Here is a 14,252-nt window from a genome sequence, read left to right as displayed (position 1 = left end):
ACCCGGTGGGCGCGTCCCTAGTGTTTCCTGTGACGAAGTACAGTACCCAAAAAATGCTAACACAACTCCTTTGGTCGCGGCTAAAGACCATGGCCTAGAAGTGATTTGGTTAGGCATGCTCGGAGGTGACATTGGCATCGATCCAATGGCCATAGGCGGTTTCTACTTGATCAAGGGCGATCACGTAAATGGCGGGCAGTTCATAGGGGTGGTGGGCTTTGATCGCGGTTTCTAAAGCAGCATATTGGGCCGCAGTGGTCTTAAACAGGAGTCGAAATTCTGGTTCCTGCTGTAGTTGGCCTTCCCAATAATAAAAGCTTTCAACTTCACTAATGTGGATACAAGCCGCGAGACGGAGATCCATAATTTGTTTGGCGATCGCCTGGGCTTCCTGGCGACTGCTGACGGTGGTAACGGCCATGAGATATTGCATCGACTTGATGAATCAACGAATGCTAAAATTCAAGTCTAAGCGGATTTAACGACAAAGGGTTGAAATCCCGCCCCTTGGGGCGTAATTAATGCTCTATAATCATATCGTTGACACGGCAACGGATAGCGAAAACCAAGCTAAACACATACAAAGTATTTTTTGTAACCGTGATTTTTGTCCCCGGGAACCGGGGAGTCCGCCTATCGCCAGAATATAAGACTCGCTATTCCTCGGAATAGAAAGCTATTCTTTGGGTAGGAAGCCTCGCTGCTTGCGGCGGGGGAGTTCACACGGCCTTCCAACGGATATAGCGGCGCTTGCCAGCCTGTTTAGCCTGATAAAGCGCTTTATCCGCGAAGTCTAAAACCAGCAACACATCTTCATGGTCAATGGGCCAGATTGCTAAACCGATGCTCGTGCCAATTTCGACGGTATGGTGACTCAGTTCAAAGGGCTGGGTTAGGGCGAATAAAACTTTTTGGGCAATGATCCTCGCAATATTTTCAGCTTGCGCCATGGGCAGAGGCAATAACAATAAAAACTCATCGCCCCCAAGTCGAACCCCGGCTTGGCCAACCCGCAATTCCATACGCAACCGATTGGCCACCGCTTTTAAAAGCTCATCCCCCACGCCGTGGCCGTGGTGATCATTGACCTGCTTAAACCCATCAAGATCGAGGGCCAGCACTGCCAGGGCTTGATCATTGGGAATCGCCCCTTCTGGGTAATCCGCGAGAAACAACCGTAAACCTTCGCGATTGGTGAGACCTGTGAGGGGGTCACGGCGGGAGGCTTGTTCTGCCAACTGCCGGGCTTTTTTTTGCTGTTCGCCTTCGTAATGAAGCTGGCGCATGGTCTGCTCTACGGTCTGGAGCTCATCTTTAGCACGATGCGGAGTAGAAACGGACGTTTCTGGCGTAGACCATAGTTGTTGGCTCATGCGACTCAGACGGCGCAAGGGACGACTCAGCCAACCGGATAAATACCAAATCCCCACAATGGATAAACTGCCAATCAGCAAGGAATACACCCAGATATTGCGGGCTAAGCTGCGGGCTGGGGCGAGGGCGATCGCCTCTGGTTGTCTGGCTACCGTAAACCAGCCTAAACCAGGGTAATTTTGATAACCTTGGGTGCGACGAATATCCGTTAAATAACGGGTGCCGCCGGGCCAACGCAACACGAGGGAACGGGATTCACCTGGGGCGAGCTCCTCAAGGGGCAAAAAACCCATCAATGTTCCATCACTCCATTCCTCTGGGCCAAGCAATTTATTTCCCTCAGCAGAAATGATGAAGAGTTCTTTTTGCCTTTCCCCAGCAATGGGCTCCATTAAAGTTGACTGGGTATTATCGGCCCATTCCCAGCTTAAGTGGGCGGCGAGGACTCCCTGGAACACCCCATCAATGCTCTCGACTGGTATTGCAATATCGACAAATTGAATTGGTTCTCCGTTGGGTAAACGGGGGAATTTATTGGCCAATAACACTGCGTCATGGACATCCCCGATAAATTCTCCTTGGCGGCCCTCCTGAAAAACTGGGCGGCTGGCAATGGACTGGCCTTCGAGGATTTGGTCGGTGGCAATGCTGACGGTTCCCTGGGGATCGAGAAAGCCGATCCAGGTAAACATGGGTACGAATTCTTGGGCTTGTTCCAAGAGCCGTCTGGCTTCAGGATCCCGTTGGCGATCGCCAAATACAGGAATCACCGCGAGGGTTTTGACTTCATTGAGCCTTGCCCACATTCGCAGATCCAGCAGACTCGCAAACTGACGATTAATGTCTCCCAGATGTTCGGCGGCGGCGGCTTTATTGCTAACAATCGCCTGTTGACCCACCAGGGCACTCACTAGCCCCCCCACAAACAATAGGGCAAATCCATAGAAAATAGTGAGACGTTGCCGATAATTCATCTCGTGGCAAAGCGATCAATGCACCCTAAATGATAATGCTAGGGGATGCTGTTGTTTAGCCTAGGGACACCAAAGATAGAAATCAAGGTTTACTTGTTTTTTATTTACAACAAAAAATAGGGGGTCATAAAAATGCTCCCCCCGAAAAGTCAACTATTTAATCTGTTAATTTGAGATCCACAGGCACAACTAGGGTGCTAAAGCATTACCCCGCAGCAGACTACCAATGGTTTTCGCGGTAATCTTCATCTGTTTCAGGGGATTAGCGGGGACAACGGTTTTATACAAGTAGCTGTCAAAGGTGAGCTTCTGTACATCGATGTCGGCACACATTTCCACAAAGGCTTCGCGGGTGGCATCGGAACGGTAGAAAACCCGCTGGAGAATGTCCAGGACGAGGTAAGTCGCACCGTACTGCTTATCCCAACGCTTCAGGTATTGCTTGAGATCGGCTTCGGTGGGAACGCGCTGACCATTGTTGGAAGCTTCGACGATCACCTCGGCACACATCCGTGCTGATTTGGCCGCAAAGTAAATGCCTTCACCGGAGGACTTGGTGACAGTACCGGCTGCATCACCAACGAGGGCGACACGACCAACAACGCGCCGGGGTCTGGGGTGTTCGGGAATGGGGTGGGCTTCTACTTTGATGATTTCGCCACCTTCGAGGCGTTTCGCCGCGCGGGCCCGAATGCCAGCTTGTAATTGCTTGATTTTGGCTTGGTTGACTTTCATGGTGCCTGTCCCGACGGCCACGTGGTCATATTTCGGGAAGACCCAAGCGTAGAAGTCAGGGGAGACATCGTCACCGACATACATTTCGGCCAGTTCTTCGTAGTAGGCCATTTTGTCTTCGGGGAGACGGATCCGTTCTTGGAAGGCGATCGCATAGTTATAATCACCAGCATCGATAGCTTTGGCGACACGGGAGTTGGCCCCATCAGCACCAATCACCAGATCCACTTTCAGGGTTTTCATTTCCCCTTTCACTTCGCCGTTGGAGTGGTCGGAGTAGTGGAGAACGTAGGGATCGGTATTGTTGTTGGGAATTTCAAGCTTAAAGACGGTGCCGTTGATCAGCGTTGCGCCGAGGTCAGCGGCTCGGTTGCGCATGAAGCTATCCATCACTTCGCGGCGACACATCCCGATGTATTCGTCGTCCTTGAGGGTTTGACCAATGTTGACTTCGATATTGGAAGGGGAAATCATCTTCATTTTCCGCACGCGACGGTCGATGATCTCTGGGGGTAAGTCAAATTCGTCAACCATACAGAGGGGAATCGCCCCACCGCAGGGTTTGGCATTGTCCAGTTTGCGCTCGAAAATGTAGGTTTCGATGCCAGCTTTAGCTAAGATTTCGGCGGCGGAAGAACCGGCTGGCCCTCCTCCCACAACAGCGACCCGTAGTACCAAGGCTTTGCTCCTCGTCTCGTGATGAACTATACGTTGGGCATGGTATCACGGACTATCTGGGGCGTGCAGGCGATCGCCAAGGTTTCAGAAAATCTCGCAATAGACCTTAACAAGTTTGTTAAAAAAGTTAATGTTGATCGCCCTAAAAGCAATCTTGATCCTAGGGAATCCTCTATCTTGGTGCTCCGGTTGCCCCGTTGAAAAATTTCAGGTTCAAAAATTTGGGGTTTCTTGGGCGTCTTGGGGGAGTTTACGGCCCGTCACCCGAAAAGCAGCCACAAGGGTCGAGAGGGCGATCGCCCCCAGGGCAAAGGCATTCAGTCCTACCATGATCCTTGGCCCCCAGATCCGCCGCTGTAGATCCTGTAAAAAGGCTTGGTGGGAGCCGGCAAAAATTAAGATCCCCTCAACGCTGTGGGTAACTTCACCTTTTTGGGGGCCAGTGACCCGCGTAAATTCTTCTTTTTCGCCAATAATCACCACCTGTTGCCGAGGATTGAGAAAACGTAGATTTCGGTCTAGGGGCCAATTGCGCACTTTATAGGCGTCATCGTCCATGGCAATCTGAGCATCATCGAGATCGAACAGAATCCTTTGGGGCGTCCAAAGACCATTGTCATCTACATAGGCCAGATATTCATTGTTTCGACCCCGCACCGGGTTATCAGGGCTGGCCACCGCCACCACCGCCACAGGTTGACCTGCTTCAATTTCCCGGAGAGTTGCTAAGGTCGTAATCGGCGGTAAATCAGCAGTGAATTGTAAGGTTTGCTTTGCTTGGTAAGCCCCTAGTAAATTAGCGCCCAAGAGGAGAATCAAAACACCAATTGCGGGCAAAAAACGCTGGGCAAAATTTTTAAACGTTTTGAAGCGCGGCAGACCGACCCGGAACAAACCAAAGGCGATCGCCACCACCCCACAGAAAATCAGAAGATTAATAAACATTGCAATCGAAACCACCTGCAATCACAGCTAAATGCCTTTAGGGTAGCGGCAAACGCTTTTTGGGGCTAAAAATGTCGGCAGTCTGGCCTAGGCAGCTAGGGAAAGGGGCTTACTTTTTTCTAAAATTTGCTGATAGTAACTCTGTAATTGTGCCGTTGCTGCTGCCCAACCCCATTTTTCCGCTTCCTGGCGGGCTTGTACCCGGAGCATTTCCCGTTGGGTTGCATCCATCGCGAGGAGTTTTTGGGTTGCTTTTACGGCTCCGTCAGGATCCTGGGGGTCAAACATATAACCATTTTCGCCATCGGTGACGATATCAGGAATGCCACCGGAATTAGCTGCCACCACCGGACAACCTGCCGCCATCGCTTCAAGGAGGACTAAGCCAAGGGTTTCTGTGCGGGATGGGAACACAAAAGCATCAGCAGAAGCAAAAGCAGACGCCAGTTCTAAACCCTGCAGATAACCGACAAAGTGGGAATTAGTGCCCGCAAAATGGGCTTCTAGTTCAGCGCGGTAGGGGCCATCGCCAACGATCGCCAAGCGCGATCCAGGGATCGCTTCGAGGACGGGTTTAATTTGATCAATTTGTTTCTCCGCAGACACCCGCCCAACATAGAGCAGTAAGGGCGCTTCCGGGTGTCCCTGGGAAAGGCGATCGCGCATCTTCTCAGACTTCAAACTGGGCTGGAACATCTCTGTATCTACGCCCCGCTGCCACAGATCCAGGTTTTTAATGCCATGGCTGCGGAGTTCTTCGACCATTGCCGTAGAGGTACAGAGGTTTAACTCCGCCTGGTTATGGGCCGCTTTGAGGAGTTCCCAGAGCAAGCCTTCGAGGGCACCGAGGCCGTAATGCTGGAGATATTGGGGCAGGTGGGTATGGTAGGAGGCGATCAGGGGAATGTGGAGTTTTTTCGCGAAGAAAATCCCCCCCAAACCAAGAATTGCTGGGTTGACCACATGAATGAGATCCGGCTGAAATTCCTCTAGGGCACGGCCCACCGAAGGCCCAGGAAATGCCATTTTTAGTTCGGGATATAAGGGGAGAGGATTGCCTTTAACGCCGTAGACCACGGCTCCTTTATGTTCCCGCAGGCCACCGTCGGGACAAAATACCATTACTTGATCTCCGCTGCGTTGGAGATGATCTACGGTGTGGCGCAGTCTGGTGACAATCCCATCGACTTTCGGCAAAAAGGTTTCGGTAAACAGAGCTATACGCATGGCGATCGCAAACGAAGAAAATAGTTTGTCTGTAGGGTATCAGACGGGGTGACATTTCTTGACAATGGATCGCGGTTTTAAGGGGAGATTAAGGGGTTTCTGGAAGGTTGGGGGATAGCCCTAGATCCTCAGCATCAAATTCAAAGTATTGGTGAAATTTCGCGCTCACTTCGAGCCAATAGGAACGCCCCTCCTGCTGCCGTCGCCGTTTAATAAAGCCCTGGGCCAAAAGATCTTGGATATGTTGGTAGGCACCACTACCCCGCAATTCGATTAGTTCCGTTTGCAGAATTGGTGATTTTAAGGCGATCGCCGCCAGGGTTCTTTGGGCACCAATGCTTAACTCTGTGGGGATGAGATTCGTCACGAGGGCTTGAAAGCTTTCCCGCAGTTGCAGGCTAAATCCGGTGGGGGTTTCTACCACTTCAAGGGCGCTGTCCCGGTGGGCATAATCATCCATCAATTCCAAAAGGGCATCGGCCACCAGGTGCCGGGGTTGTCCAGCGGTATCGGCCAATTCTTCCAGGCTCAGGGGTTGGGCTTTGATGTAGAGAATCGCCTCTAGGGTCGTCGCAAGCTTCATGGGGGCAGATCAAACGGGGTGGGGTTTAGCCTCCCACTGTATCGGCTTTATTCCTGCTCCGGCAAGAGTTCGAGCTGTTGGGGCGGCGGCTGAATTTTAAAACTTTGGCGGTGATGGGGCGTCAGTCCGTATTGCCAGATGGCTTGGCGATGTTTTTGGGTGCCATAGCCTTTGTTATTGGCCAAATCGTATTCAGGATAATGCTCTGCCAGTTGGATAATGTCTTGATCCCGCTGCACTTTGGCGAGGATACTGGCGGCGGCGATCGCCTTTACTTTACTGTCCCCTTGAATAATCGCCTGTTGGGGGTAAGGCAGTTTAGGAATAGTTTGGCGGCCATCAACAAAAATTTCCGTGGGTTTAATCTGTAATTTTTCAACAGCACGGGTCATCGCGAGAAACGTCGCCTGCAAAATATTAAGCTGGTCAATTTCAGCCACCGACGCCGAGGCGATCGCCCAGTCCGTTACCAGAGCCTGAATTTGGGGTACGAGGGTTTCTCGCCGTTTGGCCGACAGCTTTTTACTATCAGTAACGCCCAGCTCCCCCAGGGCTTTTTCCTGGGTTGTATTAACCACCACCACCGCGGCCACCACCGGCCCAAACAAACAACCCCGGCCCACTTCATCAACGCCCGCCAGTAAAACCATGGTCTAGGCTTGGGTGGACTGAGCTAATTGTTGGAGATTTTCCCAAGGAGCTAAAGACCGCATGAATGCAAAACAGGGAGCCGTTTCTGCTTGGGGGAAATAGGTCAGCGGGTCGAGGGCGATCGCCTTTTCTAAACTCCGAAAAGCCCCTTGGTCATCACCGATCTGGGCCAAACAACGGGCTTGGGCATACCAAGTTTCCGCATCGTCGGGGGCATCAATTAGGGCTTGGGTAAAGGCGGCGATCGCCGCTGGGTAATCCCCCAAACTTGCGAGGGTGTTTCCCCGTTGGTACCAGGCCCAAAAATCATTGGGTTTCGCGTTGAGGGCTTGGTCGTAGCTGGTCAGGGCCGCTTCTGGTTTTCCCCAGGCTTGGAGGGCATCGCCTCGACGATACCAACACCAATAATCTCCAGGGCGAAATTCGAGGGCACGGTCATAGGCAGTCACAGCACGATCCTGACGGCCCAGGAGTCGCCAACATTCCCCTTGACGATAAATCGCCCAATAGTCGTTGGGTTGGGCGGCGAGGGCTTTTTCAAAACAGGCGATCGCCTGGGTGTAAACCTGGAGGACTTCCATGTAGAGGCAACCCTGGTCATACCAAGACCAATAGTTTTCTGGGCCAATGGCACAGGCCCGTTGGTAGGCGGCGATCGCCTCATCCACATGGCCTAATTTTTCGTGGGCGATCGCCAGGTGATACCAGGCCCAATAGTCATTGGGATAATATTCCAGAGCGCGATGGTAGCAGAGCAACGCTTCATCGACATTGCCTTCGAGCCAGCGGAGTTGTCCCTGCTGATACCAACCTCTGTAACTGTCGGGACGGCATTCTAGGGGGCGATAGGTTGTGCGGGCTACGGTGAGTAAGTCTTCCATCCCAGGCGGTAATCTTGCGTTTTTTGGCAGATTAATAATTTTTCTATATCTAAGATAACGGATTTGTTAAGGTAATCTGAAGTCTAGATTTGACCTGCTTTGGGCGATTTTGCCCGGTTGAACGGGCCATTGGGACGGATTATTCGCGCCGACGTTTTGTTACAAATTTTACGATTTTTATGCTGCCCACGGATTTACTCATGCACCGTCGCCAGGGGGAGAGCCTCATCCCGAAATATTTAGCTCCCAACAAGCAGGCGATCGCCTTAGCCGAAACCTTAATTGACTGTTTTCAACGGTGTCAGGGGGAACAGAAAAAAGTCCTCCAGGCGGAACTCCAGGAAATCGAAGGAGATAGCACCGATTTTAAAGTGCAGCGGGGTTTAGCCCACCTGTTGAAAAATCATTTCAGCACCTTTGAAATTGTCAGTCCCCTCGAACCCCAGATGTTGCGGGAAAAGGTGTTTGCCCAGGCCGCCGCAACGATGCCAATTCCCGAACAACAATTCAAAATCCTGGAGGCGATCGCCACCGAACTTAGCCAAACCCCGGATCAATCCGTCACCCCCGCAGCCGTTGCCACGGGTCTCTATGCCGATTTGCCTGAAAATCACATTCTCACGGAGTTTTCGGCTCCCACCCCCCAAACGTTAATCGACCGCTACAACCTCTCCCAAGTCCAGGGCATTTTTTACAAAGCGAGCCAGCTCGTCATCCACGCCCACCGCAACGATCCAGGGGAATACAAACTGCTGTTCCGCTACCTAAAGCTTTTTCAACTAATGACCTATATCGAAGGGGATGCGGACACGGGCTTTACGATCACCATCGACGGCCCCACCAGCTTATTTAAAACCAGTACTCGCTATGGCTTGGCGATCGCCAAAATGATTCCGGCCCTACTCCATGTGAGCAAATGGCAACTAGAAGCCCACCTGCAATACAAAGACACCTACAGCAACACCATGCGCCAGGGACAATTTAGCCTTGATGACAGTTGTAATCTCGTGAGCCACTATCCTCCCGGTAAACCCTATGACAGCATGCTCGAAGCATCTTTTGTGAAAGGCTGGCAAAAACTGAAAACCGAATGGCAACTTGAACGGGAAGTTGATTTGATTCCGTTGCCGGGGAGTGTAATGATTCCCGATTTTCGTTTGGTGCATCCCGATGGCCAGGAATATCTTTTAGAAATTGTCGGTTATTGGCGACCGGAATATCTTCAGAAAAAATTCGCTCAGATTCGTCGCGCTGAACAACCCAATCTAATCATTGCCATTTCAGACCGTCTCAACCTTCAAAAAGCGGGCGTAAAATTCGACGATTTACCGAACCCAATTATTTGGTTTAAAAACAAACTGCCAGCTAAAAATATTTTGCAAATTATCGCATAAATTTCTATGTTGCTGACGCAATAAAAATGTCTAAATTCCTGACCTAATGAGCCTCTCAATAAATTATCGCCGCACGCGCCGTCCCCAATCATAGAGTTTTAGAAGCTATATTAGAAACGTTGTCATCTATGTCATAAAAATCAGCAAGATCACAAATGAGTTATTTAATTATTGGTGCGAGTCTTAATCCTGAAAGCCGCAGTCAAATTCTCGCAGAACAGGCACAATTACTGCTGCAAAATCAAGGAAAATCTGCCCAATGGCTAGATCTTAGAAAGCTTGATTTACCTTTTTGTGCCGGGAGAAGCACCTACGATCACCCAAGCCTGCCTCCATTGAATGAAATGGTGGCCGAAGCGGAGGGCATCATCGTCGCTACTCCTATTTACAATTACGATGTGAATGCTGCTCTCAAAAATTTCTTGGAACTCACTGGTCAGTCTTGGCAAGAAAAAACGGTGGGTTTTCTCTGTGCTGCGGGAGGCAAATCTAGTTATATGTCTGTGATGTCCTTTGCGAACAATTTGATGTTAGATTTCCGCTGTTTAATCGTGCCACGTTTTGTTTACGCGACGCGGGAAGCTTTTGCGGAAGGGAAAATTGTAGATGAAACAATTGAAACCCGGTTAGCAGAATTGGTACATGATTTGGTGCGAATCACAGAAGCCTTAAATGGCCAACAAAAATAGTCCCAAACGACTGGAATATAGCTAAAGGTTGAGGTTTATTTTTGACACAACAATACCTTTGGCTAACCAAATTGTTTAGTTTTAAAATAAATTGCCTACTAAAAACACTTTTAAAGTAATTGAGTAAGAGATCAATTCAATATGACTAAATCTATTAAATTTACAGACAAAATATGAGTTTTATGACTTTTTGTTTTGCGAAATGTTAATAATTTTTGGTTGTTGCAGGTAGAGAAGATAATTTGGAATCAGCATGAATTCACAATTCGCTTGGTGCAATGGATAAAATCGTAGATAAAATTGCTGCTTTGGGTGTGCCAGGCTTAATTCTTTTAGTGGCTATGGCCATTTCTGGTTGGGCTGGTGCTGCGGCAATTACTAGTGCTTTGGCGATGTTGGGAGGGCCATTTGGGATGCTGGGTGGCATCGCTATGTTAGGCATTCTCAGTTTGATTTCTAAAGGCATTGCTCAGTATGGATTTGAAACCCTTTTTAAAAATGTTGTTTTTGAACTGCGTAAAAAAGGAAAGACAAAAGCAGACATTGAAAGGGAAGTCTCTCGCTATCCGATCTCGAAAGACTTAAAATTAAAAATCAAGGAATATTTACAAGCAATCAATTAAAATTAACAAGGTAGAGGATTATAATGCCCTGGATTTCTCCCAAGTATGAATTTGATGTTTTGATGATTGGCAATACAGGCGTAGGAAAGACTTCACTCCTTGCTTCGATGGCTGACCAATTACAAAAATCAGATAATCAACATATAGAAATATTTTATCCCGAGTATCGAACAAGTTTTTGGTTAGGCGAAGCATTAACCCAGCTAAAGTATATGTGTCAAACAGATGGCATTATTCCTGGTTTGGGAGTCGAAGGGACCATAGAGCCCAGGCAATTTGTATTTGACATTCGACAGAAAGATCAAGAGAAAGCGGCTTTTTCGATTCGTATCCATGACTATCCAGGTTCTGCTTTTAATCCTAGCAGCGAGCATAATGAAAGTGTCAATTCTTTGATTGAAAGGGCTTTTCTTATTCTAGTGTTCATTGACATGCCCGCCCTTATGGAGAACGGAGGAAAATTCAACAATATAAGAAATAATCCTGGGGCATTTAATCAAATTTTATGTCAACAAATGGAAGCACACAAAAAAGCGCTGCCAATTCTTTTGACAGGGTTAAGAGGAGAGAAGTATATCAGATTTGGTGATTATAATCCAGCAGTAAACAAAATCTACGATCTCTATGAGAATGTAATTAAGACTGCTCAAAAATTCGATACACAATACGACAATGTATTCACCTGTTTCCCTCAGACTATTGGTAGTATTATTTTTGATGAATTTGAAGAACGCGTGACTGACCAAGGAAAAATTGTTCCTGTTTATAAATTCAAAAAAGTCAGTCAATACATTTCTTATAGTCCTAAAGATTGTGACTTGCCCTTAAAGTTTTTGATCACTCGAGCATTGGCTGCCTCTGTGGTGCAAAGACGACAGTATCATGAAGGATTCAACTGGTTAAGAGACTTCTTTGGCCGAGACATTGAGACATATAAAGCTCTTGAATTGGTTTCACAAGAAATAAAAAATACCAACTTATTCACTTTTAAAAGATTTTAAATTATTCTCATGAACTCTAAACAAATCATCTTTACTTTGACAACAAGAGGAGAAGATTCTAACTCTGATTACTCACCCTATACATATGTTGTAAAAAAAGTATATGATAGCGAAGAAGTCATTATTTCATCAGTTAAAAATAAACAAAATCATTTACCCTTTACCGAAGGTTATTTTTTAAAGTCTGCAGTTCTTGACTATCATACTCCTTGCTATAAAAAAGAATCAGGAGTAATAATATATAACCCCAATGGTCCAGACAGCTTCAATTTCTTTGTCAAAACTCCTCGCATTCGCTCAAAAAGTCGAATAGATTTTACTGGCAGGGTTATCAGTGATGTAATTCAAATTGCTACCAAAGGGCTAACTCATGAAGAATCACTAATTTTTCTTTTCTGGACATATAAGAATTTCTTCGTACAATTCACTCCCCTAGATGACTGGTATGAAAATCCTTTTTTTAAAGAAGGAAAACCGAATTTAAATAAAGACAAAATTCGAGATTTTGTATCCGCCTTACTAGAGCATGAAATTTCTTATGAGAACAACTTTCAGGAAAGCACTTTTGACACTTCTCAAACTTTGATCAGAGAGCTTTTGTTCAAAAAATACAAACCGGTTCAAACTAAACGATCTAAAGAACCTCCCTTGGCACAGATAAGAGAAATCAAAAGCTCACTCGATGAAAATATCACTAATAAGATCCCTCATGTTGGACGTCAATTGGTCAATTTCACTGATCAACTTTTCAATATATGTACTGGTGAATTAAACTTTCAAATCCCCGTTTTCCCTATTGCTACTGATTCATTTGTTAGTTATTTACAAGAACATACTTTTCAAGTCTTAGATATTTTAAACAATCCAGTCAATGACCAAGACTGTGTGATTGTATATTTTAATCCTGATTTAAAAGAAGTCAAAAAAATCAGTTCACAATTTAAGCAGGAAATAGACTGCATTATTTGTCTTCATTCATAAACCCTTACAGTAAACTTAGATTTTTTCTAAACTGAATTAGATTTAGGAAAAATCTAGGGGGCGACATTTGATAGTTTTAAAATTCAGCGTTTAGAGGGGTACGGGGGAAAGGAATCACATCGCGGATATTGCCCATCCCGGTCATAAATTGAACTAAGCGCTCAAAACCAAGACCAAAGCCCGCATGGGGAACAGTGCCAAACCGCCGTAGATCGAGATACCACCACAGATCTGCTGCTTCGATGTTCATCTCCTGAATGCGTCGTTCCAGCACATCGAGCCGTTCTTCCCGTTGGGAGCCACCAATAATTTCGCCAATTTTTGGCGCGAGCACATCCATGGCCGCCACGGTTTTCTGGTCATCATTGAGGCGCATATAAAAAGCCTTAATATCTTTTGGATAGTTGCTCACGATCAAGGGCTTTTTGAATAGGTCTTCGGCGAGATAACGCTCATGTTCTGACTGGAGATCGATCCCCCATTCCACTGGAAATTCAAAGGTTTTATTGCTTTTTTCTAAAAGGGCGATCGCCTCGGTGTAGGTAATGCGGGCGAACTCATTCTCGATAATATTTTGAGCCGTGGCGAGGACAGAATTATCAATGCGCTTGTTGAAAAATTCCATGTCTTCAGGACAAGCTTCCAGCACATACTTGAAGATGTAGCGCAAAAATTCCTCGGCCAAATCCTGGTCGCCGACAATATCGCAAAAGGCCATCTCCGGTTCGACCATCCAAAACTCCGCCAAGTGCCTGGAGGTATTGGAGTTTTCTGCCCGGAAGGTCGGCCCAAACGTATACACATCTTTGAAAGCCATTGCCATCACTTCCGCTTCCAACTGACCGCTGACGGTGAGATAAGCCGGTCGCCCAAAGAAGTCTTCGGCATAGTCAACGGCTCCCTCTTTTGTCCGCTTTGGGTTAGCCAAATCAAAATTGGTGACCGCAAACATTTCCCCGGCCCCTTCACAATCGCTGGCGGTAATAATCGGCGTGTGGGCCCAGATAAAGCCCCGTTCCTGGAAAAATTGGTGAATCGCGGTGGCACAGGCATTCCGCACCCGCATCACTGCCCCCATGGTATTGGTTTTGCCGCGCAGGTGGCCGATGGTGCGCAAAAATTCAAAGCTATGGCGTTTTTTCTGGAGGGGATAGGTTTCCGGATCTGCTTCCCCGTGAACAGTCACCGCTTTGGCCTGGAGTTCGATGCGTTGCCCCTTACCCGGAGATTCCACCACTAACCCCGTCGCTGTAACCGCAGCCCCTGTATTGAGCTTTTTAATGATGGCTTCGTAGTCGGCCAGATTGCCATCGATAATCACCTGGAGGCCATTCATCGTGGAGCCGTCGCTAATTTCAATGAAAGAAAATCCCTTCAATTCCCGTTTGGTTTTGACCCATCCTTCGGCGGTGATGGTGCTGTTGATGGCGGCGGTGTTGAGGATTTCCTTAATGCGCATGGTCGTTGATCGAGTCTGAGGTAGAGGAACTGAAAACAAGTGCGCCCTTTATCTTAC

General features: G+C 47.7%; 15 protein-coding genes. 6 read left to right on the top strand and 9 right to left on the bottom strand.

What is annotated here, in order from left to right; all coding sequences use genetic code 11:
- Positions 1 to 109 precede the first annotated feature (109 nt).
- The 3 genes from cutA to chlP form a co-directional block, all read right to left on the bottom strand.
- Positions 110 to 433: a divalent-cation tolerance protein CutA gene (gene cutA, locus FEK30_RS02000; protein WP_099238666.1), complete on the bottom strand. Its 324-nt coding sequence runs from the start codon at positions 431 to 433 to the stop codon at positions 110 to 112.
- A gap of 286 nt (positions 434 to 719) precedes the next feature.
- On the bottom strand, positions 720 to 2,348 hold the full coding sequence (locus FEK30_RS01995; protein ID WP_138071476.1) for a sensor domain-containing diguanylate cyclase: 1,629 nt from the start codon (positions 2,346 to 2,348) through the stop codon (positions 720 to 722).
- Positions 2,349 to 2,537: 189 nt separating this feature from the next.
- Positions 2,538 to 3,761, bottom strand: a complete 1,224-nt coding sequence (chlP, locus tag FEK30_RS01990) for a geranylgeranyl reductase (protein ID WP_030007645.1) — start codon at positions 3,759 to 3,761, stop codon at positions 2,538 to 2,540.
- 21 nt (positions 3,762 to 3,782) lie between these two features.
- On the opposite strand from chlP, the gene FEK30_RS01985 reads away from it, so the two are divergent.
- A complete protein-coding gene (locus FEK30_RS01985) occupies positions 3,783 to 3,962 on the top strand; it encodes a hypothetical protein (protein ID WP_138071474.1) in 180 nt (59 codons plus the stop codon).
- Between the two features lie 12 nt (positions 3,963 to 3,974).
- Here the strand turns inward: FEK30_RS01985 and FEK30_RS01980 are convergent, their stop codons facing one another.
- The 5 genes from FEK30_RS01980 to FEK30_RS01960 form a co-directional block, all read right to left on the bottom strand.
- Positions 3,975 to 4,706: a hypothetical protein gene (locus FEK30_RS01980; RefSeq protein ID WP_062435882.1), complete on the bottom strand. Its 732-nt coding sequence runs from the start codon at positions 4,704 to 4,706 to the stop codon at positions 3,975 to 3,977.
- An 87-nt stretch (positions 4,707 to 4,793) separates the two neighbouring features.
- Positions 4,794 to 5,933 (bottom strand): glycosyltransferase family 4 protein, encoded by a 1,140-nt coding sequence (locus tag FEK30_RS01975; RefSeq protein WP_138071472.1) that lies wholly within the window; start codon positions 5,931 to 5,933, stop codon positions 4,794 to 4,796.
- Positions 5,934 to 6,021: 88 nt separating this feature from the next.
- Positions 6,022 to 6,516, bottom strand: a complete 495-nt coding sequence (gene scpB / locus FEK30_RS01970) for an SMC-Scp complex subunit ScpB (RefSeq protein ID WP_012308069.1) — start codon at positions 6,514 to 6,516, stop codon at positions 6,022 to 6,024.
- Between the two features lie 47 nt (positions 6,517 to 6,563).
- Positions 6,564 to 7,166: a ribonuclease HII gene (locus FEK30_RS01965; protein WP_138071470.1), complete on the bottom strand. Its 603-nt coding sequence runs from the start codon at positions 7,164 to 7,166 to the stop codon at positions 6,564 to 6,566.
- Between the two features lie 3 nt (positions 7,167 to 7,169).
- Positions 7,170 to 8,048, bottom strand: coding sequence for a tetratricopeptide repeat protein (locus tag FEK30_RS01960; RefSeq protein ID WP_138071468.1), 879 nt, complete (start codon positions 8,046 to 8,048; stop codon positions 7,170 to 7,172).
- A 179-nt stretch (positions 8,049 to 8,227) separates the two neighbouring features.
- Between FEK30_RS01960 and FEK30_RS01955 the strand changes: the two genes are divergently transcribed.
- From FEK30_RS01955 to FEK30_RS01935, 5 genes are all read left to right on the top strand, one after another.
- Positions 8,228 to 9,442 (top strand): DUF790 family protein, encoded by a 1,215-nt coding sequence (locus FEK30_RS01955; RefSeq protein WP_138071466.1) that lies wholly within the window; start codon positions 8,228 to 8,230, stop codon positions 9,440 to 9,442.
- Positions 9,443 to 9,597: 155 nt separating this feature from the next.
- Positions 9,598 to 10,131 carry an NADPH-dependent FMN reductase gene (locus FEK30_RS01950; RefSeq protein ID WP_138071464.1) on the top strand — a complete coding sequence of 178 codons (534 nt, stop codon included), beginning with the start codon at positions 9,598 to 9,600 and terminating at the stop codon, positions 10,129 to 10,131.
- Positions 10,132 to 10,409: 278 nt separating this feature from the next.
- Positions 10,410 to 10,754 carry a hypothetical protein gene (locus FEK30_RS01945; protein WP_138071462.1) on the top strand — a complete coding sequence of 115 codons (345 nt, stop codon included), beginning with the start codon at positions 10,410 to 10,412 and terminating at the stop codon, positions 10,752 to 10,754.
- 23 nt (positions 10,755 to 10,777) lie between these two features.
- Positions 10,778 to 11,755, top strand: coding sequence for an ATP-binding protein (locus tag FEK30_RS01940; protein ID WP_138071460.1), 978 nt, complete (start codon positions 10,778 to 10,780; stop codon positions 11,753 to 11,755).
- A gap of 9 nt (positions 11,756 to 11,764) precedes the next feature.
- Positions 11,765 to 12,736, top strand: coding sequence for a hypothetical protein (locus FEK30_RS01935; RefSeq protein WP_138071458.1), 972 nt, complete (start codon positions 11,765 to 11,767; stop codon positions 12,734 to 12,736).
- A gap of 76 nt (positions 12,737 to 12,812) precedes the next feature.
- Here the strand turns inward: FEK30_RS01935 and asnS are convergent, their stop codons facing one another.
- Positions 12,813 to 14,195, bottom strand: a complete 1,383-nt coding sequence (asnS, locus tag FEK30_RS01930; RefSeq protein WP_012308064.1) for an asparagine--tRNA ligase — start codon at positions 14,193 to 14,195, stop codon at positions 12,813 to 12,815.
- Positions 14,196 to 14,252: the final 57 nt, after the last annotated feature.

The organism is Picosynechococcus sp. PCC 11901, assembly GCF_005577135.1.
GTDB lineage: Bacteria > Cyanobacteriota > Cyanobacteriia > Cyanobacteriales > MRBY01 > MRBY01.
Note: the sequence above shows the minus strand (reverse complement) of the source record. Positions and strands in the feature narration are given on the sequence as shown.

Excerpts from the sequence above, each read along its gene's own strand:
- cutA (WP_099238666.1), bottom strand. The coding sequence starts at position 433 with ATGCAATATCTCATGGCCGTTACCACCGTCAGCAGTCGCCAGGAAGCC.
- FEK30_RS01995 (WP_138071476.1), bottom strand. The coding sequence starts at position 2,348 with ATGAATTATCGGCAACGTCTCACTATTTTCTATGGATTTGCCCTATTG.
- FEK30_RS01985 (WP_138071474.1), top strand. The coding sequence starts at position 3,783 with ATGAACTATACGTTGGGCATGGTATCACGGACTATCTGGGGCGTGCAG.
- FEK30_RS01980 (WP_062435882.1), bottom strand. The coding sequence starts at position 4,706 with ATGTTTATTAATCTTCTGATTTTCTGTGGGGTGGTGGCGATCGCCTTT.
- FEK30_RS01975 (WP_138071472.1), bottom strand. The coding sequence starts at position 5,933 with ATGCGTATAGCTCTGTTTACCGAAACCTTTTTGCCGAAAGTCGATGGG.
- scpB (WP_012308069.1), bottom strand. The coding sequence starts at position 6,516 with ATGAAGCTTGCGACGACCCTAGAGGCGATTCTCTACATCAAAGCCCAA.
- FEK30_RS01965 (WP_138071470.1), bottom strand. The coding sequence starts at position 7,166 with ATGGTTTTACTGGCGGGCGTTGATGAAGTGGGCCGGGGTTGTTTGTTT.
- FEK30_RS01960 (WP_138071468.1), bottom strand. The coding sequence starts at position 8,048 with ATGGAAGACTTACTCACCGTAGCCCGCACAACCTATCGCCCCCTAGAA.
- FEK30_RS01955 (WP_138071466.1), top strand. The coding sequence starts at position 8,228 with ATGCTGCCCACGGATTTACTCATGCACCGTCGCCAGGGGGAGAGCCTC.
- FEK30_RS01950 (WP_138071464.1), top strand. The coding sequence starts at position 9,598 with ATGAGTTATTTAATTATTGGTGCGAGTCTTAATCCTGAAAGCCGCAGT.
- FEK30_RS01945 (WP_138071462.1), top strand. The coding sequence starts at position 10,410 with ATGGATAAAATCGTAGATAAAATTGCTGCTTTGGGTGTGCCAGGCTTA.
- FEK30_RS01940 (WP_138071460.1), top strand. The coding sequence starts at position 10,778 with ATGCCCTGGATTTCTCCCAAGTATGAATTTGATGTTTTGATGATTGGC.
- FEK30_RS01935 (WP_138071458.1), top strand. The coding sequence starts at position 11,765 with ATGAACTCTAAACAAATCATCTTTACTTTGACAACAAGAGGAGAAGAT.
- asnS (WP_012308064.1), bottom strand. The coding sequence starts at position 14,195 with ATGCGCATTAAGGAAATCCTCAACACCGCCGCCATCAACAGCACCATC.